A 26,571-nucleotide genomic window follows, 5' to 3' on the forward strand; every position below is an offset into this window, starting at 1 on the left:
TAGACGAGGCCCATGTCGGCTGCGGCGATGCGCCGGCCGAGTTCTTTTGCCGTCTCTAAATAGACGGGATCAGCGCCATCGGCTGATCCGCAGAAAACGCAGATGTGTAATTGATTTGGCATGCAGGGTAAGTTTACTGGGGTTCGGGCTGTGAAATCCGTCGAATCGAAGAGCGATACACTAGGGAAGAACACCCACCAAGAGAATTGCCGAGACATCTGTTTTGCAGCATTTACTGGACAAGTTGAACCCGCAACAGCGGGCCGGGGTTGAGGCCGTTGAAGGGCCGGTCCTGATTCTGGCCGGCGCCGGGTCGGGAAAGACACGCGTCATTACACATCGGATTGCGTATCTGATTCAGGAGCGCGGAGTTGCGCCGGATGCGATTTTGGCGGTGACCTTTACCAACAAGGCCTCCGCTGAGATGGGTGAGCGCGTCGACAAGCTGATCGGACATACAACGCTGGCGAAGCCGCTGATTGCGACGTTCCATTCGTTCTGCGTGCGTATGCTGCGGCGCGATATCGAGGCTTTGCGCATTGGGAACGAAGGGCTGACGAAGACCTTCGCCATCTATGACGAGAGCGACCAGCAGGCGCTGGTGAAACAGATTATGCGGCGCATGGGGCTCGATGACAAGCAGATGACGCCGCGCGTGGTGCTGTCGAAAATTTCGTGGGCCAAGAACCACATGATCGATCCGCAGGAGTATTACCTGCGGTCGGCTGACCCGATGAGCGAGAGGGTGGCGCACATCTTCGAGGCATATCGCAAAGAACTGCGTAAGAACAACGCACTGGACTTTGATGACCTGCTGCTCGAAGCAGTGCGCCTGCTCAAGTCTTCTGCCGAGGTGCGAGAGAAGTACAACCGACGCTATCGCTACCTGCTAATTGATGAATATCAGGACACGAACCGGCCGCAGTATGAACTGATGAAGTTGTTGGCAGGTGAGGGGAAGAATGTCTGTGTGGTGGGCGACGAGGATCAGAGTATCTATTCGTGGCGCGGCGCGGACATCCGCAACATTCTTGAGTTTGAGAAGGACTTTCCCAACGCGAAGGTGATTCGGCTAGAGCAGAATTATCGCTCGACACAGGTGATCCTGGAAGCGGCAGGCGCAGTGGTAGCGCGCAACTCGCAGCGCAAGGGTAAGCATCTGTGGACAGAGCGCGAGGGCGGCGCGCTGATTGGGTATTATGAGGCTCCGGATGGCGAGAACGAAGCGCTGTTCATCGCCGACTACATCCAGAAGTATCTGCGAAAAGCAGGTCAGGAACATGAAGACGCGCGCGTGGCCGTGCTCTATCGCACAAACTCGCAATCGCGAATAGTTGAAGAAGCCCTGCGGCGCTATGGCATCGGCTACACGATGGTCGGCGGCTTTTCGTTCTATGAACGAGCCGAGATTAAGGACCTGCTCAGTTATCTGAAATTGGTCCAAAATCCCCATGACTCGATCGCGATGCAGCGGGTGATCAACGTTCCAACGCGCGGGATTGGTAAGGCAACGCTCGAAACTTTGGAGCGAATTGCACTTGGAACGGGAACGAGCACATGGACAGCAATCGGGCGAGTTCTGAGTGAGGGGCTACTCCCGACGCGGGCGTGCATTGCGCTCGATACATTTCGCCAAGTGATTGAGGACGCGCGGGCGATGCTTGCTCCAGGGTTTGCGGAGAAGCTTGCCACGGACGTAGCACTGGAGGGAAGTACTTCATTCGAAGTGGATGTCGCTTCAGGGGATGAAGATGTCAGCTTTGAATTCGGCGACGCACAGCAGCATGGGCTGGCGTTTGGCGACGACAATATAGCTTTCGATGCATCCGAATTCAATCCATTTGCGAACGAATCAGAGCAGAGCACTGAGCCTCAACCTGCCACACAAACAGAAGCTGTGCCCGGATTTCGCAGGCCTGGTGATGCAGCAACACTGCCTGAGTTGATTCGTTTCATCATTGACCGTAGCGGATATATTCGCGCGCTGGAAGAAGAGAGTACACCGGAGGCCTTCTCGCGGATTGAGAACCTGAAGGAACTGGCGAATGCGGCGCAGGATGCACAGGAGCGCGGAGACATCCTGGATGAGTTTCTCGACCATGCGGCGCTGGTAAGCGATACCGACCAGTACAACGCGGATTCCCGCGTAACGCTGATGACGCTGCATTCGGCAAAGGGTCTCGAGTTTCCGCTGGTTTTGCTGGCTGGGATGGAGGAAGGGCTGTTTCCGCATTCGCGCACATTGAACGAACCCGACCAGATGGAAGAAGAGCGGCGGCTTGCCTATGTCGGCATGACGCGTGCGATGGATGCGCTGGTGTTGACGCGAGCACGCTATCGACGGCGCTACGGGAACGACCTGCCGGAGGCTTCAATGCCGTCGCGGTTTCTGGAGGAGGTACCTTCCGCCCTGCTGGAAGACCTGAGCGGCGGACAGCGGGCGTCCAGCTGGGGTGGATATGCGGCGGCCCACACACGCCAGCCCTCGCGCTTTGAGCGGCGTGAATATGACGATGGTTTTGACGGGAGCCGACACTACAACTACGAAGATGAAGACCAACGTCCGGTTCAGCAAGGGAACGGTAGATCTACAGCCCGCAACCTGGTGAAGAAGAGCGGCGGTGAGTCACTCGATAACATTGCCCAGTTTTTCAGCAGGCATGGATCGAGTGTATCGCGGCCTAAGATCGAAGTCGCCGAACTGAAGGGTGCTGTCGGGTTCAAGAGCGGGCAACGAGTAAGGCACCCGAAATACGGCGAGGGCGTGGTCTTCCGACGCGAGGGAGACGGTGAAGACGCTAAGATCACGGTACAATTTACAAGGTTCGGCGTGAAAAAGCTGGTGGAGAAGTTCGCCCAGCTGGAACGTTTATAGGCTGACTTTCTTCAGAGCATTGTTCGGCAATCAAAATCGCAAAGATTCTTCGTCGCAAGCTCCTCAAAATGACAGCCCTTAGTTAGAAGGAGAAGAATGGCAAATACCAAGAAGATTGAAAGTACGGAAGAACGCAAGAAGGTGAAGCGCGCGGCGCGTAAAAAAGCAGCTCCCAAGGCCAAGCGGACAACTCCGCGGGGTTCTAACAAGAAGAGGGTCAGGAAGCTGGCGCGCGGGCAGAGCAAGCGCTAAGGCGCAATCCAAAAGGCCGTCCCGCGGAATTTGTTTCGCGGGACGGCCCTCGAAAGACTACACTCCCCTCATTAAGACTGCAGGAGCCAGGTTCTGCCGACACAGGTCTTCGCCCGGAAATCGATCGACAAACTGATCAGCGATTCGGAGGCGCCGGAGCAAAGCCTCAGGAAAACGCTGGGCCCTTGGTCGCTGACGGCGCTCGGCATCGGCGCGGTAATCGGCTCGGGCATCTTTACTGTCATTGGGACCGCGATTGCAGGCGAAAAATTCGATACCTCATCGATTCTGAACACGCCTGTCCTCGACTATCTGGTCCATCACACAGCGCTTGCAGGACGGCCTGGAGCAGGTCCGGCGCTGGCCTTGTCGCTGGTTCTGGTGGCGATTGTCTGCGCCTTTACCGGACTGTGCTATGCGGAACTCGCTTCGATGATTCCGATTGCGGGGTCGGCGTACACCTATACCTATGCGACGCTTGGCGAGTTGATTGCCTGGATCATCGGCTGGGACCTGATCCTCGAATATGCCTTTTCAAATATGGCTGTGTGCGTTGGCTTCGCGGCGCACATTGTCGATTTGATGGATTGGGTGGGCATCCATCCGTCGGCACGTTGGATTTCGCCCGCCTACCTGCCAAGTGGGCTGGCCGACTTCAGCGGAAACATGCTCTACGCTCCGGGCTGGCACTTCGGCTTTAACTGGCCGGCGTTTCTCATCGTCATGGTTCTGACTGTGGTGCTGGTGCGCGGCATTCGCGAGTCTGCGGAGACGAACAATATTATGGTGCTCCTGAAGATCACGGCAATCCTGATCTTCATTGCCTTTGGCGCGCACTTCATCCATCCGTCGAACTGGCATCCGTTCTATCCCAACGGCTGGTCGGGGCTGTTGACGGGCGGCTCGATTATCTTCTTCACTTATATAGGCTTTGATTCTGTCTCGACGGCTGCGGAAGAGTGCCGGAATCCGCAGCGCGATGTGCCCATAGGCATTCTCGCGACGCTGGTGATCTGTACGGTACTTTATATCGGCGTGGCGGTGGTACTGACTGGGCTGATCAAGTGGGACACACTGGTAGGCGATGCGGCACCAGTGGTCAATACGCTCCGAAAGCTCTACGCCACAAACGGCAGCCTGACGCTGCACTGGGTGCATCTGGTCATTCTGCTTGGAGCGCTGCTGGGAATGATCTCCTCGATCCTCGTCTTCCAGATCGGGCAGGCGCGGGTGTGGTTCGCCATGTCGCGCGACCGGTTGCTGCCGTCTGTGTTCTCCAAGGTGCACCCGCGTTACCGGACACCGGCAGTATCGACCTGGGTGGCGGGAATCGTGGTCGGTATCCCGGCAGGATTGCTGGATATAGGCACGTTTTCTGACTTGTCGAACATCGGAACGCTGTTTGCGTTTGTACTGGTATCGGCGGGTGTGCTGGTTCTTCGCTACAAAGATCCTGACCGGCATCGGACTTTCCGTTGCCCCGGCGGCCCGGTGTTTCCGGTGCTCAGCATCTTCTTCTGCGTGCTGCTCATGGTTGGACTGCCCATCATGACCTGGCTGCGCTTCTTCGTATGGCTGGGGATTGGATTGTGTATCTACTTCTTTTATAGCCGCAAGCGAAGCGAGTTCTGTCCGCCGCACCGGGCGCGGTAAACAGCAGATAAACGGCCACGGTTACTTTCTGGCGGCAAAAACTCCTCGTTGACTGAGCGAGGCTTTAACCTCTCAGTGGCTCTGCGGTACACCAATGAAATGACCTCTGAATTACAGGGTTTCGTCCGCCGCCTCCCAAAGGCGGAACTCCATTTGCATCTCGAAGGCACGATTTCTCCTGAGACGCTGGTTGAGCTAAGCCGGCGGCACAATGCTGAACCGCTGAACCTGCCTCAAGCGCAAGCGCTGTATGAGTACAGAGACTTTCACGGCTTTTTGATGGCCTTTAAGACTGTGACCGAGCGGCTGCGCACAGCCGATGACTACGAGCTGATTACTTACAGAATGCTGGAGACGCTGGCCGCGCAGGGCGTGGTTCACGCCGAAGCGTATGTTGCGGTGGGCATCGTCTTTTTCTGGGACCGCAGCGAGTTTGAGCCGATCTTCGCGGCAATGGAGCAGGCGAGAGAGCGGGCGGAGAAGAATTTCGGCATTACTTTGTATTGGATTTTTGATGCAGTGCGGCATTTCGGGGTCGAGGCGGCGGCACGGGTCTTCCGCAAGGCGGCGGAGATGAAGCGCGATCATCCTAGCATCGCAGGCATCGGCATCGGCGGCGATGAGCGCAAAGGACCGGCTGAACTGTTCCGCGATGCTTACAAAGAGGCCCGCGATGCGGGTTTGCGGCTGACCGTTCATGCCGGAGAAGCCGTCGGTCCGGAGAGCATCTGGGCGGCTCTGAACATCGGAGCGGAACGGCTGGGCCACGCGTTAACTGCGATTCACGATCAGGAATTGGTGCATCTGCTGGCGGAACGGCAGATTCCGCTAGAGATTTGCGTCACATCAAATGTGAAAACCGGATGCTGCCCGCGGCTGGAAGAGCATCCGCTGCGGCAGTATTTTGACGACGGCCTGATGGTGACGCTCAATTCAGACGATCCAACAATGTTCGGCAGTGATCTGGTAGGCGAGTACATGCTGGGGCATACTGAGTTCGGCTTTACCGAAGAGCACTTGCGTGAGCTGGCATCCAATTCCATCGAAGCCAGCTTCCTACCACCGGAGCAAAAAGTCCGCTGGTTACGTCACATCGAACAATGTGTCTAAAGAGATAACGCGGTATTACCGATGTGTTACATACGGACTGCAAGCTAGTTGGGCTATCATGTCGGCATGGGACCGCTGCGAAAGCCCCGGCTTTGGGGGTCAGGAAAGAAGGCTGAAGTGATTGTTCTGCCAGGTCAAAGGAAAGACGATGAGTCCCCGGTTGCGCTGAAGGCAATTGGGTGGACTTCAGTGGCTGTAGGTGTTGTCGCTCTGGGGCTGTATGTGGGCCGCGAACTGCGCCAGCGGTACAAATTCAACCGCCGCACGCCCTATGACCTTTACTCCCATGCCGGCGACCAGATGCAGTCAGCCGAGTATGGGATGGGAATTTAGAGACGGACTTACGACCAACCGACGCGAAAGCAGGTTCTTCGCTATGTTCAAGATGACAGCCATTTTAATGTGAAAAAGCCCCGGTAAAACCGGGGCTTTTCTGTTGGTGCATCTGGTTAGTTCTTCGCCGCCAATTGCCGGAGAACGTATTGCAGGATGCCTCCGTTTTCGTAATAGAGGATTTCCTGTGGAGTATCGATCCGTACTTTCGTCTCGAATTCCTTCGTTTTGCCGTCCGGGGCGGTCGCTTTCACCTTCAGAGCCCTTCCATTGACGAACTTCGCATCGAGCAGCGCTTTCAATCCTGGGAAATCGAAGACCTCTTCGCCCGTCAGCCCGAGACTTTCGACATTCTGACCATCTGCAAATTGCAGCGGCAAAACGCCCATGCCGACCAGGTTAGAGCGGTGGATGCGCTCGTAGCTTTCGGCGATGACCGCCCTCACTCCCAGCAGGCGCGGGCCTTTGGCAGCCCAGTCGCGCGAGGAGCCGGAACCGTATTCCTTGCCGGCAAGAATGACCAGCGGCGTCTTGCGCTCGGCGTATTTCACGCTGGCGTCGAAGATACTCATCTGCTCGCCTTCCGGCAGTAGGCGGGTGACACCGCCCTCAGTTCCGGGCGCGAGCTTGTTGCGCAGGCGCACGTTGGCGAAGGTCCCGCGCACCATGACTTCGTGATTGCCGCGGCGCGAGCCGTAGGAGTTGAAGTCAGCTGGCTTGACGCCGTGTTCCGTCAGATATTTGCCCGCCGGGCCATTCAGTTTGATGGAGCCTGCGGGCGAGATGTGGTCGGTGGTGACGCTGTCGCCAAGAACCGCGAGTACGCGCGCGCCCTTTATGTCTTCGACCGGAGCCGGGGTCGCGGACATGCCGTCGAAGTATGGGGCCTTGCGAATGTAGGTAGAATCGGCCTCCCATTGATAGACGTCACCGGTGGGAAACTTCAGTCCCTGCCAGTTGCTGTCGCCGTCGGAGACGGTCGCGTACTCCTTGCGGAAGATGTCAGAGTTGATGGAGGACGCGATGATGTCGGAAACTTCCTTCTGTGTCGGCCAAATATCCTTGAGATAGACCGGCTTGCCGTCTTTTCCCTTGCCCAATGGATCGTTGGTGAGATCGTGGTCGATGCGACCCGCGAGCGCGTAAGCGACGACCAGCGGAGGCGACATGAGGTAGTTGGCGCGCACATCGGAGTTAATTCGGCCTTCAAAGTTGCGATTGCCGCTCAGGACGGAGACTGCGACCAGGCCATGATCTTCAATGGATTTTGAAACATCTGTTGGCAATGGGCCGGAATTTCCGATGCAGGTGGTGCAACCATAGCCGACGACATTGAAGCGCAGCTTGTCCAGATAGGGCTGCAGGCCTGATTTTTCATAGTAGTCAGTCACGACGCGTGAGCCTGGGGCAAGAGACGTTTTGACCCAAGGCGGAACGGTCAATCCTTTCTCGACAGCTTTTTTCGCGAGGATTCCAGCGGCGACCATTACTGATGGGTTCGACGTGTTGGTGCAGCTTGTGATCGCCGCGATAACGACCGAGCCGTGATCGAGATACTTATCTACATCGACTCCAAAGCGGTCTTTTATTGACGTGGTTGGGCCCGACTCATGCACACCCTGAGCGGCATCGGCAGTTTCTGCGGGATGGCCACCTTCGCCTTCCCAGCGTACGACCTGGCGTACACCATTCTTATCTGCGTTGGGGCCAAGCAGATTGGGAAGCTGCTTCTTAAAGCTCGGACCTGCTTCCTTGAGCAGTACGCGGTCCTGCGGACGCTTCGGACCCGCAAGGCTCGGCTCAACTGTGGCAAGGTCGAGCGAAATGGTCTGCGAGTACTCAGCTTCTGGAGAGTTCGTCGTATGGAAGAGGCCCTGCTCCTTGTAGTAGGTCTCGACGAGTTGGATCTGCTCTTCGCTGCGGCCAGTGAGGCGCAGGTAGCGGAGCGTCTCAGCATCGACAGGAAAGATACCGCAGGTCGCACCATATTCGGGCGCCATGTTGCCGATGGTGGCGCGATCAGCCAGAGGCAGCTCACCGATGCCTGAACCGTAGAACTCGACGAACTTTCCAACGACCCCGAGTTTGCGCAGAATCTCGGTTACAGTCAGAACGAGATCCGTTGCGGTCGCGCCTTCGCGCAATTTTCCGGTGAGCTTGAAGCCAACAACCTGCGGTACCAGCATCGAAACAGGCTGACCAAGCATGGCTGCTTCCGCTTCGATTCCGCCAACGCCCCAGCCAAGCACCCCGAGGCCGTTGATCATCGTTGTGTGGGAATCAGTTCCCACGAGCGTGTCGGGATAGGCACGCGGATTTTCGCCCTCAGCGGTGAAGACAACACGGGCAAGGTATTCAAGATTTACCTGGTGGCAGATGCCCATGCCCGGCGGCACAGCCGAGAAGTTGCGAAAAGCCGACTGGCCCCACTTGAGGAACGCATAACGCTCGCGGTTACGCTGGAACTCGAGCATTGCGTTCAGCGAGTAGGCATTTTTCGTCCCGAATTCGTCGACCTGGACGGAGTGATCGATCACCAGCTCGGCGGGCTGCAGAGGGTTGATCTTTTCCGGATTGCCGCCAAGCTGCTTCATCGCGTCGCGCATGGCGGCAAGATCGACGATGGCAGGAACGCCGGTAAAGTCCTGCATGAGGACGCGGGCTGGCATGTAGGCGATTTCACGCGAAGGCTCTGCCTTTGGGTCCCATTTGGCGAGGAATTCGATGTCGTTGGCAGTGACGCTCTTGCCGTCTTCCTGTCGCAGCAGGTTCTCTAGCAGAATTCGCAGGCTGTAGGGTAGCCGCGGCAGCCTGGTTCCCTTCTTCTCCAATGCGTCGAGGCGGAAAATTTCATAGGTGCGATTGCCGGACTTCAATTGCGACCGGCTGCCAAAACTGTTTCCAATCTGGCTCATGTGGAGGGTTCCTTCCTATGTGCTGAGGCCATCAGGTGGCGCAAAACTCTGACCGCGCAGGCTGCGAAGGAGCGCGCGGAGGCAGTCAACAGAAAGCTTAATCAGCCGCGAAGGATTCGTCCACGGTCCGGATGGCCGCGACGAAAACGCTTAAGACGGGGCGGGACAGGGCTGTACATGGTTCTGCGGATATTTTAGCGCGGTCTTGTCATATGGGAATCGACTTACAGACGAGAGAAGTTCGGGATAGGAATATTGACTGCACTTGGCGAGTCTTGAGCAGTGCGATAGCCTTTGTTAAGAAAAGCGGAGAGATCAGCAAGGCATGAAAGTCCTCGTCATCGGATCAGGAGGGCGCGAGCACGCGCTCGCATGGGCCATTCGGAAATCACCTCGCGTGCGTGAAGTGGTGTGCGCCCCGGGAAATGGCGGCATCGCGCACGTGGCGCGGCTGGTAAACGCCAATCAGAAAGACTTGAATGATCTGCTGCGCGCTGTCGTTGCGGAGAACCCGGACCTCACTGTGGTAGGGCCGGAAGTGCCGCTCGCCCTCGGTCTGGTGGACGAAATGCAGCGTCGCAGCCTTGCCGTCTTTGGACCCACGCGGGCAGCCGCCATGCTCGAGACCAGTAAGGCTTTTGCCAAGCGCTTCATGCAGCGGCATAAAATTCCTACGGCGAACTACGCCGTTTGTGCAACCCAGGAAGAAACGCTGTCCGCACTCGACCTCTTTCACCTTCCGGTAGTGATTAAGGCAGACGGTCTGGCCGCAGGCAAGGGCGTGCTGATCTGCAACACGAAGAAAGAGGCGCAGGATGCCATTGCCGGATTGTTCAGTGGCAGGCTTCTCGGAACGGTCGAGACAAGTGTAGTCATCGAGGAATTTCTTCAGGGCGAGGAGCTTTCGTTTCTGGTCCTGAGCGACGGCAAACATGCCGTCCCGCTGGTCCCGGCACAGGACCACAAGCGTATAGGCGAGGGTGACACAGGCCCGAATACAGGCGGCATGGGCGTCTATTCAACTGACGCCATGCTTGACCCGCAGATGCGCGAATGGATCATGCACCACATTGTGCAGCCGACGATTGATGGCATGGCGGCGGAAGACACTCCGTTTGTGGGCGTGCTTTATTGCGGATTGATGATGACGGCGCGTGGCCCGATGGTGCTTGAATACAACGCGAGATTTGGCGATCCAGAGACACAGGCAATCTTGGTGCGGCTGGAAAGTGACCTGCTCGAAGGACTGGAGGCCTGTGTCACAGGCCGGTTGAGCGACACTGTATTCCGCTGGCGTCCCGGCGCTTCGGCATGCGTAGTCGCCGCCTCGCAAGGATATCCAGGCAGCTATACGACCGGTCAGAAGATCAACGGTCTGGAAGATGCGGCGAAGATCCCAAACGTCGAAGTCTTTCACGCGGGAACTTCGCTACTCGACGGCAGCTATCTGACAAATGGCGGACGCGTGCTTGCCGTGACCGCAGCGGCGGGCTTGCTTGAGAACGCGCTTGGCCTGGCATATGAAGGCATTGCCAAAATCCACTTCGATGGAATGTATTACCGTCACGACATTGGTCATCGCGCGCTGAAAAAATGAGCGCGGCCATGACAATCTAATGACAAATCTCAGACCTCTGAATGACATCGCGGGCTAAAGCCGGGCGATATCCTGAGGCGCAGCATGTCGATCATCCGCAGAGTTCGTAAGGCAATCAAATCCTTTGCATTCGGTGGAACGCCGGTTCCTCAACGGGTCTTCCTCGGCCAGCGAAGCCCACAGACAGAAATAACCGTCTGGCTGCACGGAATGGGTTCGCCCATCGATGTAACCAACCGGCACGCCATGGCCTGCGCTGTTCCCTTCATCCTCTGCCTGCCATTCGATGCAAACGAAGGCCCAGGCGAAAAGGAAGCTAACCATCTGTCACTGAAGTTCTGCGAGCAGGACGGTCAAAGACGAGTGTTAGGCGAGATCGGCCTGAAGCTGGTCCAGCGCGTTATGCTGGATGGCAAAGAGTTCATCCTTTTTGGGGCGCGGGGCACAGCAAACTATTGCATGTCCCGGCTACGGTTGTGGGCCCACTATCTGCTTTACGAGCGTGCAGAAAGACAGGCACACAACACTCCGGACATTACCTTGACGTTCCGCGGACGGCGCGCAATGGAAGTAATGTTTATATGCCCGCGTCCGATTTCGCTGGTAAGCGTGATCACGGACATCAAGGGCAACATGTTTCCGGTGAACGTGATGGGTGACTTGGGCGATGGCTATTTTGCATTCTCTTTGCGAAGCCCGAAGATCCCCGCGCACCTGGTAGCGGATGCCGGACGCCTTGCGTTGAGCAGTGTTCCCTTTGAGCAGGGAGCATTTGCCTACCAGATGGGCATCAACCACAACAAGCAATCCATTAACTGGTACGAGCTGCCTTTCGAAACGAAGGCGTCCTCTAGCTTCCAGATTCCTGTGCCAGTCTTTGCGTACCGGGTACGAGAGATGGAAGTAGAAAAGATCCAACCCATCGGAAGCCACACCATGTTCATCGCCCGCGTTATTTCTGACGAGTGCTACAGCGCAGGGCAGGAGCTTTTCGTGGTCCACGGTTTCTACGAAGCGTGGCGGCTTAAGAAAAACAACGGCGAGTGGAGCGCCGCTCTCAAAGAAGACGCCACGATAAAAGCGGCGGCGCGCTATAAATCATCGCCTGTTTAGTAAACTGCGCGCCGCCGGCGTTAGCTATCCAACTTTTTTGTCACCAACTCATTCAGCAATGCGGGATTCGCCTGCCCTTTCGAGAGCTTCATCACCTGGCCAACAAAGAAGGCGGCAACCGTCTTCTTGCCGCCTCGATACTGCTCGACCTGCTTTGGATTGGCTGCGATGACCTCGTCGATCATTTTCTCAATCGCCGTGGCATCGGTAATCTGCTGCGGCCTTTCGCGTTCGTAGACCAAGCCGAAATCTTCACCGGTTTCGAATGCCGTATCGAAGAGCTGTTTGATTTGCTTACTTGAAATCTTGCCGTCTTCTTTGAGATCGGCGGCTAGGGCAATGCCCTTCATGGTGATAGGCGACTGCTCAAGTTCGAGCCCTTTCGCCTTGAGACGGCTGGTCAGCTCGCTCTGTACCAGGTTCGCAACTTGTTTCGGATTCTTGGCGGCTTTGGCCGCAGCCTCGAACTGATCGGCGAAAGCGCGCGTTGAGGTAAGTGTCTGCGCGTCTTGCTCGCTGATATCGTATTCAGCGATCATGCGCTTGCGCCGCGCTTCCGGCAGCTCCGGCATCAGCTTGGCGACTTCGACTTTCAGTTGCGGCGTGAGAACGAGCGGCGGAAGATCCGGTTCCGGAAAGTAGCGGTAGTCATGCGCCTGCTCCTTGGAGCGCATGGAATAGGTGCGGCCCTCGTTTGCGTTCCACAGGCGTGTTTCCTGCACTACGCGGCCGCCGCTTTCGATGACCTCAACCTGGCGCTCAATTTCATATTCAAGCGCGGAGCGGATGAAGCGGAAGCTATTGACATTCTTGACTTCCGCTTTCGTACCAAACTTTTCCTGGCCGCGCGGACGCACGCTTACGTTGGCGTCGCAACGAAGCGAGCCTTCTTCCATGTTGCAGTCGCTTACACCGGTGTAGAGCAGAATTTCCTTGAGCCGCGTGAGATATTCATAAGCTTCGTCGGGCGTGCGAATATCCGGCTCGCTGACAATTTCGATCAGAGGCGTGCCGCAGCGGTTCAGGTCAACGTAAGTGCGCGTCGCAGAGTCGGGAAAGCCGTCGTGCAGGCTTTTGCCCGCGTCTTCTTCCATGTGCAGGCGCGTAATGCCGATGCGTTTCACGCCATTAGGCGTCGGGACTTCGATCCATCCGTGTTCGGCAAGCGGTTTATCGAACTGCGAAATCTGGTAGCCCTTGGGCAGGTCGGGATAGAAATAGTTTTTGCGCGCGAAGATAGAACGATCATTCACGATACAGTTCAGCGCCAGCGCGGCCAATGTGGCGAACTCAACCGCCCGCTCATTCAGGACCGGAAGAGCACCGGGCAGGCCGAGGCACACCGGGCAGACATTCGTATTTGGAGGCGCGCCGAACTGGTTCGAGCAGCCGCAAAAGGCCTTCGTTGCAGTCAGCAACTGGACGTGGACTTCAAGGCCGATGACCGGTTCGTACTTCGCCAGAACGTTCGGCGACACGCTCGCTGTAGTAGCCATAGACAGCTTGATTTTAGCAGCGATGAAACACGCGGCTTAGAACCGCCACCAGATATCAGCAAGCCGGCGCATACTTGTACAGCCGGAAATCCTCGTATCGCTGTACGCTAGCTTTGCAGTTGCTTCCCAATCGGAGGAAGTCCATGAAACCGCATCGGCACATCTCCGCACAGATTTGGCTGCTGGCGCTTGCCTGCTGTACCCATATTTTGCAGGCCCAGGACTTCAAGAAACAGGTGATCTATCAGATTGTTACCGATCGTTTTTACGATGGCGACCCGAGTAACGATAATCCTGCCCAGAGCGCCGGACTGTATGATTCGACAAAAACTAACTGGCAGGCGTACTGGGGTGGCGACCTCGCAGGGATTCAGAAGAAGCTGGCGTATATCAAGGGGCTGGGAGTAACGGCAATCTGGATATCGCCAACTGTAGACAATGAGAACAAAAACCTTGCCAGTGGCTCACCAATCGGCTCTCCGTACCACGGTTACGACGCTCGCGATTTCATGCGGGTTGAAGAGCATTTCGGCGACGCGGCCAACACGTGGAAAGCCTTCGACAGCTTGGTCGCCGCAGCCCATCAGGACGGCATAAAGGTAATTGTGGATTGGGCCAACAATCACTCAAACTACAAAGGCGGCGGCGAACAGGGAGCGCTGTATAACAATGGCGTCTTCATGGCATCCGATGCCAACGATCCGAACGGATACTTTCATCACAACCCTGATATCGCCGACTTTAACGATCGCTACCAGCTCCAGTACTACACGCTGGAAGGCCTTGAAGACCTCAATCAGGAAAATGCCACCATCGACAACTACCTGAAGACGGCCATGCAGCAATTTCAGGCGCACGGCGCTGACGGTTTTCGTCTGGACGCCATCAAGCACGCTACCTGGGGCTGGGAGTATTCGCTCGCAAACATCGTTTTCAGCAACAAGCCAAGCTTTCTTTATGGTGAATGGTTCAATAACAACTCTGGCGACCCTCTGTATCACGATGCGTATAAGTTCGCGAACAAGAGCGGTATCAGCGAACTCGATTTCGGCGTAAACCAGGCCATGAGAGATGTCTTTGCCGGCGACAAGAATTTTTCAGAACTGGATTCGGCGATCACAACCGAGAATGCGAACTTCGTGTGGCAGAACGATCTCGTGACGTTTTTTGACAGCCATGATGAATCGCGGTTTTTGACCTTGAACAACAATAAGAATCGCTTGCATGAAGCGCTGGCTTTCCTGCTGACCTGCCGCGGTATTCCAGTGATTCTTTACGGAGACGAGCAGTATCTGCACATCGACACAAGCAACGGCAACGATCCATATGACCGCGTGTGGATGAGCAGCTTCGATAAGACCTCGGCCTATACGCTCATTGGAAAGTTGGCTGCACTGCGGCAGTCAAACGATGCCATCGCCTATGGAAGTTGGAAGCAGCGGTGGATCAACAATGATGTCTATATCTATGAGCGGCAGTTTTATAACGATGTGGTTCTCGTAGCCATTAACAAGAATGGCTCGGCAACTTACAACATCTCTGGACTTAACACCGTTCTTCCCGCTGGTACTTACACCGACTATCTCGGCGGTCTTCTCAATGGGGTGTCGCTCAGTGTGCAATCGGGGTCCGGCGGCAACAATCCCGCGGGCACCTTTACCATCCCCGCAAATTCAGTTTCTGTCTGGCAGATTGCCGGAGGCACACCTGGGCCTGCCGTTGGCTCCATCGGGCCAACCATAGGTCAGCCAGGCATGTCCGTCACCATTGCCGGCGATCAGTTTGGTTCTCGACCGGGAAGTGTTGCTGTGAACGGCGCAGCCGCGGCGATTCAGTCGTGGTCCAACGCCTCTGTCACGTTCACAGTCCCCAATGTGGCGAATGGCATTTATCCAGTGCAACTGACGGCGGCCTCCGGAGCAAAGGCAAACACCATCCAGTTCACTGTGCTCACAGCAAAGCTGGTTCCAGTCACATTCACAGTGAACCACGCCCCATCGACAAATGTTGGCGACTATATCTTTCTCACCGGCAACACCATTGAACTGGGCAACTGGGGAACCACTTTTGATTCGGCGGTCGGCCCCATGCTCGACCCCAACTACCCGGACTGGTTCCTGAACGTTTCTCTGCCGGCGGGTGTGACAGTGCAATTCAAATTCATCAAGATCGCCGCAGATGGAAGCGTCACTTGGGAGAACGGCAACAATCACAGCTTCATGGTTCCTGTGAGTGGAACGGGAAATGTTACCGTGAACTGGCAGAATTAACTCCTCCAGAACAGTCCGCATCCAATCAATCCCGCGCTGATAAACTAGAGCTGCATGATCCTCCCGTTTGTCCGCGAGTTGCTGGCGGATCTGGAGCATTCCTCATCATTTGAACAGGCACGAAGGCATCTCGCCCTTGCCCGTGGGCGTCGTCGTGTCTCCGGACTGACATCGACCGCCCGCGCTCTGTATCTTCCGCTCTTCGCGCGCGCGGCTAATGTGCCCGTTGTTGTAGTGGTTGCGGACAATAAAGCGGCCGACACGCTGCAAACTTCTTTGCGCGCAGGATGCGAGCTGACCGGGGCCATCGCTCCCGAGGGTGTTCTCAAACTGTCGGCCCACGACGTGTTGCCATTCGAAAATCTTTCTCCGCACCCGGAAGTACAAGAGCAGCGCGCAGCAACGCTGTGGAAGATGGCCACCGGCGCCGCGTCCATCGTGATTGCTTCGGTCGAAGCGGCGGCGATGAAGTTCTTTCCGGCCGAATACTATGCCGATCTGGCGCGCACCCTGCGGCGCGGCGAAGAAGTCGACATCGATGCACTCATCACTCATTTAACCAGCGTTGGCTACACCGCGATGGACATCGTCGAAATGCCGGGCCAGTTCACGCGTCGTGGTGGCATTCTCGATGTGTATTCTCCGGAAGCTGACCGTCCGGTGCGCATTGAGTTCTTCGGTGACGAGATTGATTCGATTCGCAAGTTCGATCCCGAGTCGCAACGGTCTTCAACACCACTGGATGAAGCTGTTCTTTTGCCCCTGACTGAAACCCCGATTACTGAACGTCTTCTCGCCGCTGTACACGCGCGGTTGAGCGGAGCACGGGTTGAATCGACAGACGATCCCGAATTGGTAGCCGAAGCGGTGTCTGCGGGCGGCGTAAGCGTCTTTCCCGGCTGGGAATTTTTCTCAACCGTTGCCGGAGCCGATAAAACGCTGCTCGATCTCTTTCCCCGCTGCGCGCTTTTTGTGGAAGAGCCGGCGATGATCAAAAACCAGCTTGACCGCTGGTGGAACAAGATTGAGCAGAGGCACGAGCGCAGCGGCATCGGCTCGCTCATCCAGCCGCATGACATTTACGCGCGCCCTGAACTACTGCAGGCGCAACTTGCTTCACACTCCGGACTCGATATCGACCAGCTCGGCGCTATCGATGTGCTGGAAGAAGACGAGACCCTCGGCGAAATCGAGATTTCCTCGCGGCCCACTCTGCGCTTTCACGGATCGATTCCGGCGTTCATCGAGCAGTTACGCACGCTCATGCAGCAGGAGACGCGCATGTTGCTCGCCGCGCCCAACCAGGGCGAAGTAGAGCGGCTGGCGAGCCTGCTGCGCGAATATGAGATTCCTTATCGGCTTGGCAGCCGCATTCAACATGCAGGCAGCGAGACCATCTACGACGAATCGAGCTACTTGGCCGGAGACCTGCGCACGCCCATTCTGGTGCGCAGCCAACTTTCGAATGGCGTGAGCCTGCCGGAAGCGAACCTCGTCGTCTTCGGCGCGAATGACTTGTCCGATGAGGCGGACGTCTCCGCGCGTCCCGTGCCGAAGAAATCGAAGACAGCGGCCTTTGTCTCTGATTTTCGCGATCTGGCAGTTGGCGATTACGTTGTTCATGTGGAGCACGGTATAGCGCGCTACATGGGCCTGAAGGAAATTTCCCAGGACGGCGTCAATATCGAGTTCATGATCCTCGAGTTCGCCGAGCAGGCGCGCCTGTATGTGCCGCTCACGCGACTCGACCTCATCCAGAAATACCGCTCGAGTGAGACCGGCGCCGCGCCAGTGCTGAACAGGCTCGGCTCGCAGCAGTGGGCAAAAACGAAAGCCCGTGTCAAGAAGGCCATGCAGGACATGGCCGACGAGCTGCTCAAGCTTTACGCGCAGCGCAAGGCCGCGCAGGGCCATGCCTTTACTCCCGACAATGAATTTCAGCGCGAATTCGAAGATGCCTTTGACTACAACGAGACCGACGACCAGATATCGGCCATCAACGACATCAAGCGCGACATGGAGTCGCACATGCCGATGGACCGCCTGCTCTGCGGCGACGTTGGCTACGGCAAGACCGAAGTGGCCATGCGTGCAGCCTTTAAAGCCGTGCAGGACGGCAAGCAGGTGGCAGTGCTTACACCGACCACAGTCCTCAGTTTCCAGCACTTCGAGACATTCAAGAACCGCTTCAAGCTTTTTCCTATCACGGTCGAAATGATTTCGCGCTTTCGCACCGCGAAGGAACAGAAGCTGATCCTTGAAAAGGTCGAGACCGGCCAGGTCGACGTTCTGATCGGCACGCATCGACTACTTTCAAAAGACATCAAGTTCCATGATCTCGGTCTGCTCGTCGTTGATGAAGAGCAACGCTTCGGCGTGCGCCACAAGGAACGCCTGAAGCAGATGCGCCAGTCCATCGACGTTCTGGCCATGTCGGCAACGCCGATACCGCGCACTCTGCATATGTCTTTGGTCGGCCTGCGGGATATGAGCGTCATTGAGACGCCGCCTAAAGACCGCATGGCCATCCAGACAGTCGTCGCCAAGTTCGATGAGAAGCTGATGAGGTCGGCAATCGAAGTCGAGTTGGAGCGCAGCGGGCAAGTCTACTTCGTCCATAACCGCGTGGAGACGATCTACGAAATTGCCGCCAAGATTCAGGAGTTGGTGCCGATCGCGCGCGTCACGGTCGGCCATGGGCAGATGAGCGAAGGCGAACTGGAAAAAGTCATGCTCTCCTTCATGCACCATGAACACGACGTTCTTGTAGCAACCACGATCATCGAGAATGGCCTCGATATACCGCTCGCGAACACGATCATCATCAATCGCGCCGACCGACATGGATTGTCAGAGCTCTATCAACTGCGCGGACGCGTGGGCCGTTCGAATCGGCGGGCATATTCGTATTTGCTGATTCCGCCCGAGCAGGAGCTGACCGATGTCGCCCGGCGGCGGCTGGCTGCGCTTAAAGAATTTTCCGACCTCGGCGCAGGCTTCAAGATCGCCGCACTCGATCTTGAGCTGCGCGGTGCCGGTAATATGCTGGGAGGCGAGCAGAGCGGACACATCGAAGCAGTCGGTTTTGAGATGTACACCGGCATGCTGGAAGAAGCTGTTGCCAAGCTCAAAGGCGAGGAACGCGTTGAAGTCCCGGTAACGCACCTGAACCTCGGCATCAGCCTGCGCATCGACGAAAGTTACATCACAGAAGAGAACCAGCGGCTGCGGATATACAAACGCATCGCCGGAGCGCAGACGGAAGGCGCGGTTGCCGACGTCCAAGCCGAACTAAAAGACCGCTACGGTCCTGTGCCTGATGGTGTCAAACTGCTGCTTGAGGCCGCGCTTTTGCGGGCCGAGTGTGAGCGGCTCGGCGTGGCCCAGGTCGACCGCAAGCGAGACCAGTTGCACATCCGCTTCACAGAGAACGCCGGCATCGATCCCGGCCGCCTGATGAAGCTGGTTGCCAAAAATGCCAGGCGCGGCGCGCAATTTACTCCACAAGGCGTGTTGAAATATCCGCTTTCGCAGACAAAGCCCGACGAAGTCCTGATGGAAATACGCCTGCTTTTTGACGAACTTGCAGTGGAACAAGCCGTCGCGAAATGAGATTATTTCTGGTTGCTAATTGAAACGAGGCCGCTTTTGAGAAAGAACCTGATCTTCCTTTCATTTGCTTTTGGAGGCTTGATGGCCGCAACAATCTCTGCAGGAGCGCAGGCTTCCGACCCCAACGCGCAGTTCCGCGCCCTGGCCGACCAGTATTTTGAGCAGTCCACATTCGCCTACAACCCAACATTCGGCACCAGCGCTGGCCTGCATCAATACGATTCCAAGCTCGAAAATTACAGCCGCGCCACAGTGGATGCGCAGATCACCACGCTGCAAGGTTTCGAGAAGAAATTTGAAGGCCAGCCGGCGTTCCAGATGGACAAGTCAACGCAAGCCGATCGCGAGATGGTGCTCGATGATATTCGTAGTCGGCTGTTGACATTGCAGGTCATCAAGCCCTGGGAGAAGAATCCCGACAACTACTCAAGTGGCATCACCAACAGCGCCTTTGTGCTGATGGAGCGCAACTTCGCTCCACCCGACGAGCGGCTGCACTCTCTAGTAGCGCGCGAAAAGCAGATGCCAGTGGCCTTTGCGGCTGCGCGGAAAAACCTGAAAAATCCGCCGCGCATTTACACAGAGATCGCGCTGGAGCAACTGCCGGACATCATCAGTTTTTTTGAGAATGATGTTCCTGAAGCATTTAAAAGCGCGACCGATCCTACGACCAAAGCCGAATTTCAAAAAACGAATGCCCACGTTATTGCTGAGCTGAAAAGCTACGAGTCGTGGCTGAAGCAAGACCTGCTGCCACACTCGAATGGCGATTTCCGCCTTGGCGCGGACAGTTTCTCGAAGAAGCTCGAATACGACGAGATGGTGGACACTCCACTGCCGAAGCTTTTGGATATCGCCTACGCCGATCTGCATAAAAACCAGGCTCAGTTTGCCAGCGTCGCCAAAGAGGTTGATCCGTCAAAGACCCCGCAGGAGGTGCTGGCCGAGTTAGCGACAGTTCATCCAGACCCCGACCAATTGCTACAGAGTTTTCGCAATACTTTCAGCAGCCTGATTTCCTTCATCAACACAAACCACATCATCACGATTCCATCCGAAGTCCGGCCAACATTGGAAGAGACACCGCCATTCATGCGGGCAACCACACAGGCATCCATGGACACGCCCGGCCCATTCGAGACGCACTCAACCACGGCCTATTTCAACGTCACGCTGCCGGAAAAGAGCTGGACAGCGGAACACATTGCAGAACACATGGCCGCATTCAACGTTGGCACGGTCATCAGCACTTCCGTGCACGAAGCCTATCCCGGACACTATGTGCAATTCCTGTGGGTGAACTCGGCTCCGTTAAGCAAAGTGCGCAAGCTTATCACCGCCAACACGAACGTCGAAGGCTGGGCGCATTACTGCGAGCAGATGATGCTCGACGCAGGCTATGGACAGCCAGGGGCGGGCGCAAAAGACGAGCGCGAGGCGCATCTGATTCGTCTCGGCCAGTTGCAGGACGCGCTCCTGCGGGATGCGCGCTTCATCGTCGGCATCAAAATGCATACCGGCGAAATGACTTTCGACCAGGCCGTCGATTTCTTCGTCAAAGAAGGCTACCAGTCGCGCTCAGTCGGCCTGGTCGAGACAAAGCGCGGGACTTCAGACCCAACTTATCTCTACTACACGCTGGGCAAGCTTGAGATCATGAAGCTGCGCGCGGACCTTGAAAAGAAAGAAGGTCCCAGCTTCTCGCTGCAGAGATTTCATGACAACTTCATGAGGCAGGGCGGCGCTCCAATAAAAATTGTGCGGCAAGCGCTACTTGGCGACAATTCGCCAACACTCTGACAACCAAATCTGCATCCTATTTCGGTGGCTTTGACCACACCAACGATTTGCACATATCTCGAAGGGAAAGAGCAGAAAAAAGCATGAACAAGAAAGTGCGCAAGGCAGTATTTCCAGCCGCTGGTTTTGGAACACGTTTCCTTCCGGCCACAAAGTCCATTCCCAAGGAAATGCTGGCGCTCGTAGACAAGCCGGTTATCCAGTATGGTGTTGAGGAAGCACTCGCTGCCGGCATTGAACAGATCGTCATCGTAACGGGCCGGGGTAAATCCGCCATCGAAGACCATTTCGATGTGAGCTTTGAGTTGGAGACGACTCTGGAGCGGCGCGGTAAGAAAGAGCTGCTCGCCGTTACGCGCAACGTTTCAAACATGGTCGAGCTTTCTTATGTGCGCCAGAAAGAGGCGCGCGGCCTGGGCCATGCCGTGCTGATGGCGCGCGACCTGGTAGGTGACGAGCCTTTCGCTGTCATCCTGCCCGACGATGTGATTGACTCGCCGGTGCCCTGCCTGAAGCAGATGATTGAAGTCTACAACCAGCTTCACGGATCAGTGTTGGCTACCCAGATCGTCGATGGACCTGCTATTTCCGCCTATGGAGTCCTCGACGGCAGTCCGGTTGCAAAAAATCCGCGCGTGATGGATGTGAAAGGTATGGTGGAAAAACCCAAACACCGCGAAGCGCCGTCAAAAAATGCGATTATCGGCCGTTACATTCTCACGCCGAAAATTTTTGATCTGCTGGAACGTACTCCTCTTGGCTCAGGCGGCGAGCTGCAACTGACCGACGGCATCAAAAGTCTGCTCGAAACCGAGAAGGTCTATGGATACACATTTGAAGGCGTCCGCTATGATGCTGGCGACAAGCTCGGCATGTTGAGGGCAACAGTCGATTTCGCCCTGAAGCGTGACGACCTCGGTCCGCAATTCCGTGAATACCTTAAGTCGCTTTCGTTGTAATTAGGAACAATCCGCAACTATGTCATTCTGAGCGAAGCGAAGAATCTAAAACAGGTTATTCGCCCAGAAAGATTAGTCCTTCCATTTAATGTTGCACCCGATGCTCGGCTTCTGGATCGGATGCGCCGGCTCGCCGGCAATGACCGCGTCCATTGCATGGCGCAAGTCTTTTCCCGTCACAGGAATGTTGTTCCCTGGACGGCTGTCGTCGAATTGGCCGCAGTATGCCAATTTCAAATTGTCATCGAACAGAAAGAAATCAGGAGTGCAGGCGGCGTCAAAGGCGCGTGCCGTCTCTTGTGATTCGTCATATAAGTAGGGAAATGGAAAACCCAGCTCCCGCGCTTGCACCGCCAGACTTTGCGGGGCATCGTCAGGATAATTCGCCGCGTCATTGCTGCTGATGGCGACAATGCCGATGCCTTTCCCGTCATAATCGCGTCCAAGCGTGGCCAGCTCTGTCTCCACATGTTTCACAAAAGGGCAGTGTCGGCAGATAAACATGACCAGCAGCCCCTTCGGCCCTGCCGCAGACCTCATGCTCACATTCTGACCGGTAAGCACGTTTGGCAAGCTGAAGTCCGGAGCTTCTGTCCCGAGCGCGAGCATTACAGATTCAGTCCTGGCCATGGCGCTGTCTCCTATTGGAAGAGTGAATTTTGTTTTCGCGGCAGCGGAAGGCCGAAGTGCTCATAAGCCAGCCGCGTCGCGACGCGTCCGCGCGGTGTGCGATCAAGAAAGCCAATCTGGATCAGAAATGGCTCATACACCTCTTCTAGCGCGTCTTCTTCTTCGGCCAACGTTGCCGCCAGTGTGTTTAATCCAACAGGACCGCCGTCATATTTCTCGATGATCGTCATCAGCAGCCGACGGTCGAGTTCGTCGAACCCATGCGCGTCCACCTCCAGCAGCTTTAGCGCCTGCTCTGCCGTTGCGCGGTCAATTTTTCCTGATCCGCGCACCTGGGCGAAATCGCGCACGCGGCGCAGCAGGCGGTTGGCGATGCGCGGAGTTCCACGCGAGCGCATGGCAATCTCAGCCGCTCCATCTTCATCGATGGGAACATTCAGCACTTCAGCCGAACGCTCGACGATAAAGCGCAAGTCGTCGTCCGTGTAAAACTCAAGCCGCAGAAGAATTCCAAATCGTGACCGCAGCGGCGACGAAAGCAGTCCGGGCCGGGTCGTGGCCGCAACAAAGGTAAACGGCTTGATGTCCATGACGTGGGTGCGCGCCGCTGGGCCCTGCCCGATGATGATGTCCAGCTTGTAATCTTCAAGCGCGGTGTAGAGCTTTTCTTCCAACACCGGCTGCAGGCGATGGATCTCGTCGAGGAACAAGACCTGACGCTCGCGCAGATTGGTCAGGATCGCCGTCAGATCGCCCTGAATTTGCAGCGCCGGGCCGGATGTCTGTTGAAAGCCTACGTCCAATTCGTTGGCAATGATCGACGCCAGCGTAGTCTTGCCCAGCCCCGGAGGTCCGAAGAGCAAAACATGATCGAGCGCCTCCCCGCGGCTTTTCGCCGCTTCGAGCGCAATCGCCAGTTGTTCTTTTGCCTTTTGCTGGCCAATAAATTCCCGCAGCCATCGCGGGCGCAGCTTCAACTCAAACGAGCTTTCGTCCTCGGCGCGTGCAGCGCTTACCAGCCGTTCCGGATCAACCTTGCCTGCCATTCACTCGGAGTGTAGCAGCTTACTGCCACAGCAGGGGCAGACCGGCAACGCACAATGCGGCCTGGGCCAGAAGAATCCCGCCAGTTACCCACAGGAAAGCCTTCCGGTACCGCGTCTCCAACACATCGGCGAATACGCCGCCGATAAAAGCAAGCAAAAACGGAAGCGCCCACAGCCACGGCTCGCTCTGCACTCCGGTTGTGACCAGAACAAGCAAAAGCGCGGCCACCAGCAACGGTGTTGTATTTCCAAAGTAGCGCGAGCGCCTGAAGACGAGATACAGCCCCATCGCGCCGATGGCAGCAATCGTTATCCCGGCATTCACAAGAGACGAAAAAAGAACGCGCGCCTGCTCAACTGAGAACCATAACTTCGCGGCCTGGCTGCGAAAGACGTAGCTGAAGGCGTCCGGACGAAAAGCATAGGATGCAAAAAGAATAAACAACGCCCCGAGGATCCAGACAATTGCCAGCGTGGGAAGATAAGCGCGCCTGCTTTCGGCAACATAAGCCATGAATCCGATTGCCAGAATCAGCCCCAGCAAAAATGCGGACACATGGGCAGCCGCAGTAAATCCAAAAGCCAGAGTCAGCAGAATGATCCGGGGCCGCCACTTGTTTTTCGGTCCCTGCATGGCATGGGCCACGCCAATCGCTGTATAGATGACGGCAAACAACCCGAAAGCCGCCAGTATTTCATTATTGGGATAAGTACACGCATGAATGATAGGCGGCGCAAAACAATAAAGCGCCAGCGCAATATATCCGCCTGTATTGCCAAAGAGGCGCCGCGTCACCCACCAGAGACACGCTCCCAGCGATAGTCCGGCAAGAATAAACGGCAGCCGCATCAGCAGCTTTACATAGCTCACCTCATGCCGCATCTCCCAGGTAGAAGTGGACGACTCCTGCCCGGCAAAAATCCTCTGGATGGTCAGCGGCAGTCCGCTTGCGCGATAGGCCAGTGTGCCGTCATGAATGTTTCCGCAAGTTGTGAAATATCCGGCGAGTGGCGAAGGCCGCTCCCACATCTCGCGCCCACAGCGCGCATATTGATAATCCGTCCCACTGAGAGTCTGGTGCTTCACCACCCAGAGACACTGCGCAAGCAGGATGAAAAGCAATGCTGCGGCGATCTGTTGAGGACGATTGAAGCGGAATTTGCGGACACTGTGGGCGGTCGAAGGCGGCATCGTTTGGTGGCGGTCTGACCTCAGTGTATCGAACATTTTCCGAAGGTCGAATTTCCGCGTCTGCAAACCCCTGAATCCAATAGACTAAGGCCGCATTGCCGAGGCGTAACTATTTTAGTATCATAAAGATAGATTCCATTCGCCCGATTCAGACCCCACTCTCCGTCCGGGCTGTTTGAGACTCGAAAAATTATCTATGGCAGACGATCAGAACCCTCAGCTCCCCCTCGGCAATGGCAGCAGCGGTGACGGCCCAATCGGACCCGGTGCAGCCAACCTCGTCCCGATCAACATTGAAGAGGAGATGCGCCAGTCGTATCTCGCCTATTCCATGTCGGTCATCATTGGCCGCGCCCTCCCTGACGTGCGCGACGGACTGAAGCCGGTGCATCGCCGCATTCTCTACGGCATGCACGACATGGGGCTGCAGTACAACAAGAAGTACACCAAGTGCGCCAAGGTGGTCGGCCATGTGATGGGAAACTACCATCCGCACGGTGACTCGGCTATTTACGACACCATGGTGCGTCTCGCGCAGCCCTTCAGCATGAGGTATGTGCTCGTTGATGGCCAGGGTAACTTCGGCTCGGTCGATGGCGACATGCCTGCGGCCATGCGCTACACCGAGTGCCGCATGACGCGCCTCGCCGGCGAAATGCTCGCCGACATCGATCAGGAAACGGTAGACTTCAGTCCAAATTACGATGAGTCCACTTTCGAGCCGTCAGTTCTTCCTGCGCGCGTTCCCAATCTCATCATCAATGGTGCGAACGGCATCGCGGTCGGCATGGCGACAAACATTCCGCCGCACAACTTGACGGAAGTAGTAAACGCCGCCATTGAAATGGTGAACAACCCGAAAGCCGGCCTTGATGAAGTTTTGAAACATGTTAAGGGGCCGGATTTCCCCACTGGGGGATTCATCTACGGACGCAGCGGCATCAGGAAGGCTTATGAAACGGGCCGCGGACGCTTCCTCATGCGCGCCAAATGCGCCATCGAGACCATGAACCAGGGGCGCCAGGCGATCATCGTCAGCGAGATACCCTACCAGGTCAACAAGAACACGCTCATCAAGCGCATCGCCGAATTGGTCAACGAGAAAGTCATCGATGACATCTCCGATGTGCGCGACGAGAGCGACCGCGACGGCATGCGCATCGTCATCGAGCTCAAGCGCGGCGCCGAAGCGCAGATCATCCTAAACCAGCTCTACAAACACTCGCAAATGCAGGAGAGCTTTTCGATGATCTTCCTGGCCGTGGTCAATGGCCAGCCGCGCGAACTTTCGCTGCCCGACGCGATCCGTCACTTCCTCGATCATCGCATTGACGTCGTCCGTCGCCGCACCGCATTCCTGCTGCGCAAGGCGCGCGAGCGCGAGCACATCTTGATCGGATACCAGATTGCGCTCGATCACCTCGACAATGTCATCAAGATTATTCGCGGATCATCTTCACGTGTCGATGCCCGCGAGAATCTCTTCCAGTTCTTCTCCGGCAAGACGATCACCGTCCGCGATCAGGCGCTCAAGGGCGTCACGCTCGATCCGGCGAAGTACGCCATCGATCCGGCAACACTCATCTCGGCTACGCTGACGTTGAGCTATCGCCAAATCGACGCGATCCTCGAACTTCAGCTCTATCGCCTCACCCAACTCTCGATCGACGAACTGCTCAAGGAACTCGCCGATGTACGCGACCGCATCTCTGAATACG

At 56.4% G+C, this 26,571-nt stretch carries 17 protein-coding genes; 12 read left to right on the top strand and 5 right to left on the bottom strand.

Going from position 1 to position 26,571, the window contains the following annotated elements; translation table 11 throughout:
• Positions 1–223: 223 nt before the first annotated feature.
• The 5 genes from VEV40_RS19975 (at position 224) to VEV40_RS19995 (ending at position 6,223) form a co-directional block, all read left to right on the top strand.
• Positions 224–2,875 (top strand): ATP-dependent helicase, encoded by a 2,652-nt coding sequence (locus VEV40_RS19975; RefSeq protein ID WP_324834836.1) that lies wholly within the window; start codon positions 224–226, stop codon positions 2,873–2,875.
• 96 nt (positions 2,876–2,971) lie between these two features.
• Positions 2,972–3,127 carry a hypothetical protein gene (locus VEV40_RS19980; RefSeq protein WP_324834837.1) on the top strand — a complete coding sequence of 52 codons (156 nt, stop codon included), beginning with the start codon at positions 2,972–2,974 and terminating at the stop codon, positions 3,125–3,127.
• Positions 3,128–3,259: 132 nt separating this feature from the next.
• Positions 3,260–4,780, top strand: coding sequence for an amino acid permease (locus VEV40_RS19985; protein WP_324834853.1), 1,521 nt, complete (start codon positions 3,260–3,262; stop codon positions 4,778–4,780).
• A gap of 99 nt (positions 4,781–4,879) precedes the next feature.
• Positions 4,880–5,890, top strand: coding sequence for an adenosine deaminase (gene add, locus VEV40_RS19990; protein WP_324834838.1), 1,011 nt, complete (start codon positions 4,880–4,882; stop codon positions 5,888–5,890).
• Positions 5,891–6,007: 117 nt separating this feature from the next.
• Complete coding sequence (locus VEV40_RS19995) at positions 6,008–6,223, top strand: hypothetical protein (RefSeq protein WP_324834839.1); 216 nt, start codon at positions 6,008–6,010, stop codon at positions 6,221–6,223.
• Between the two features lie 116 nt (positions 6,224–6,339).
• Here VEV40_RS19995 and acnA read toward each other — a convergent pair whose 3' ends face one another.
• The gene (acnA, locus tag VEV40_RS20000) at positions 6,340–9,138 is read right to left on the bottom strand and encodes an aconitate hydratase AcnA (protein ID WP_324834840.1); all 2,799 of its coding nucleotides are present in this window, start codon (positions 9,136–9,138) and stop codon (positions 6,340–6,342) included.
• A gap of 325 nt (positions 9,139–9,463) precedes the next feature.
• Between acnA and purD the strand changes: the two genes are divergently transcribed.
• Together purD and VEV40_RS20010 are read left to right on the top strand one after the other, a co-directional pair.
• Positions 9,464–10,735: a phosphoribosylamine--glycine ligase gene (gene purD, locus VEV40_RS20005; protein ID WP_324834841.1), complete on the top strand. Its 1,272-nt coding sequence runs from the start codon at positions 9,464–9,466 to the stop codon at positions 10,733–10,735.
• A gap of 84 nt (positions 10,736–10,819) precedes the next feature.
• The gene (locus VEV40_RS20010; protein WP_324834842.1) at positions 10,820–11,848 is read left to right on the top strand and encodes a hypothetical protein; all 1,029 of its coding nucleotides are present in this window, start codon (positions 10,820–10,822) and stop codon (positions 11,846–11,848) included.
• A 20-nt stretch (positions 11,849–11,868) separates the two neighbouring features.
• Here VEV40_RS20010 and gatB read toward each other — a convergent pair whose 3' ends face one another.
• Positions 11,869–13,344: an Asp-tRNA(Asn)/Glu-tRNA(Gln) amidotransferase subunit GatB gene (gene gatB, locus VEV40_RS20015; RefSeq protein ID WP_324834843.1), complete on the bottom strand. Its 1,476-nt coding sequence runs from the start codon at positions 13,342–13,344 to the stop codon at positions 11,869–11,871.
• 143 nt (positions 13,345–13,487) lie between these two features.
• On the opposite strand from gatB, the gene VEV40_RS20020 reads away from it, so the two are divergent.
• The 4 genes from VEV40_RS20020 (at position 13,488) to galU (ending at position 21,985) form a co-directional block, all read left to right on the top strand.
• Positions 13,488–15,614 (top strand): alpha-amylase family glycosyl hydrolase, encoded by a 2,127-nt coding sequence (locus VEV40_RS20020; RefSeq protein WP_324834844.1) that lies wholly within the window; start codon positions 13,488–13,490, stop codon positions 15,612–15,614.
• 54 nt (positions 15,615–15,668) lie between these two features.
• Entirely contained in the window at positions 15,669–19,226 is a 3,558-nt protein-coding gene (mfd, locus tag VEV40_RS20025; protein ID WP_324834845.1) for a transcription-repair coupling factor, read from the top strand.
• 81 nt (positions 19,227–19,307) lie between these two features.
• Positions 19,308–21,026: a DUF885 domain-containing protein gene (locus VEV40_RS20030; RefSeq protein WP_324834846.1), complete on the top strand. Its 1,719-nt coding sequence runs from the start codon at positions 19,308–19,310 to the stop codon at positions 21,024–21,026.
• Positions 21,027–21,109: 83 nt separating this feature from the next.
• Positions 21,110–21,985 carry a UTP--glucose-1-phosphate uridylyltransferase GalU gene (gene galU / locus VEV40_RS20035; protein WP_324834847.1) on the top strand — a complete coding sequence of 292 codons (876 nt, stop codon included), beginning with the start codon at positions 21,110–21,112 and terminating at the stop codon, positions 21,983–21,985.
• A gap of 72 nt (positions 21,986–22,057) precedes the next feature.
• Here galU and VEV40_RS20040 read toward each other — a convergent pair whose 3' ends face one another.
• From VEV40_RS20040 to VEV40_RS20050, 3 genes are read right to left on the bottom strand one after another with little or no spacing between them, the layout of a single operon-like run.
• A complete protein-coding gene (locus VEV40_RS20040; protein ID WP_324834848.1) occupies positions 22,058–22,615 on the bottom strand; it encodes a thioredoxin family protein in 558 nt (185 codons plus the stop codon).
• Positions 22,616–22,626: 11 nt separating this feature from the next.
• The gene (ruvB, locus tag VEV40_RS20045) at positions 22,627–23,661 is read right to left on the bottom strand and encodes a Holliday junction branch migration DNA helicase RuvB (protein WP_324834849.1); all 1,035 of its coding nucleotides are present in this window, start codon (positions 23,659–23,661) and stop codon (positions 22,627–22,629) included.
• Positions 23,662–23,680: 19 nt separating this feature from the next.
• Positions 23,681–24,889, bottom strand: coding sequence for a hypothetical protein (locus tag VEV40_RS20050; RefSeq protein WP_324834850.1), 1,209 nt, complete (start codon positions 24,887–24,889; stop codon positions 23,681–23,683).
• Positions 24,890–25,049: 160 nt separating this feature from the next.
• On the opposite strand from VEV40_RS20050, the gene VEV40_RS20055 reads away from it, so the two are divergent.
• A partial coding sequence (locus VEV40_RS20055) for a DNA topoisomerase (ATP-hydrolyzing) (RefSeq protein ID WP_324834852.1) occupies positions 25,050–26,571 on the top strand: 1,522 nt, incomplete at its 3' end.

Origin of the sequence: Alloacidobacterium sp. (assembly GCF_035631355.1) — a bacterium.
GTDB lineage: Bacteria > Acidobacteriota > Terriglobia > Terriglobales > Acidobacteriaceae > Alloacidobacterium.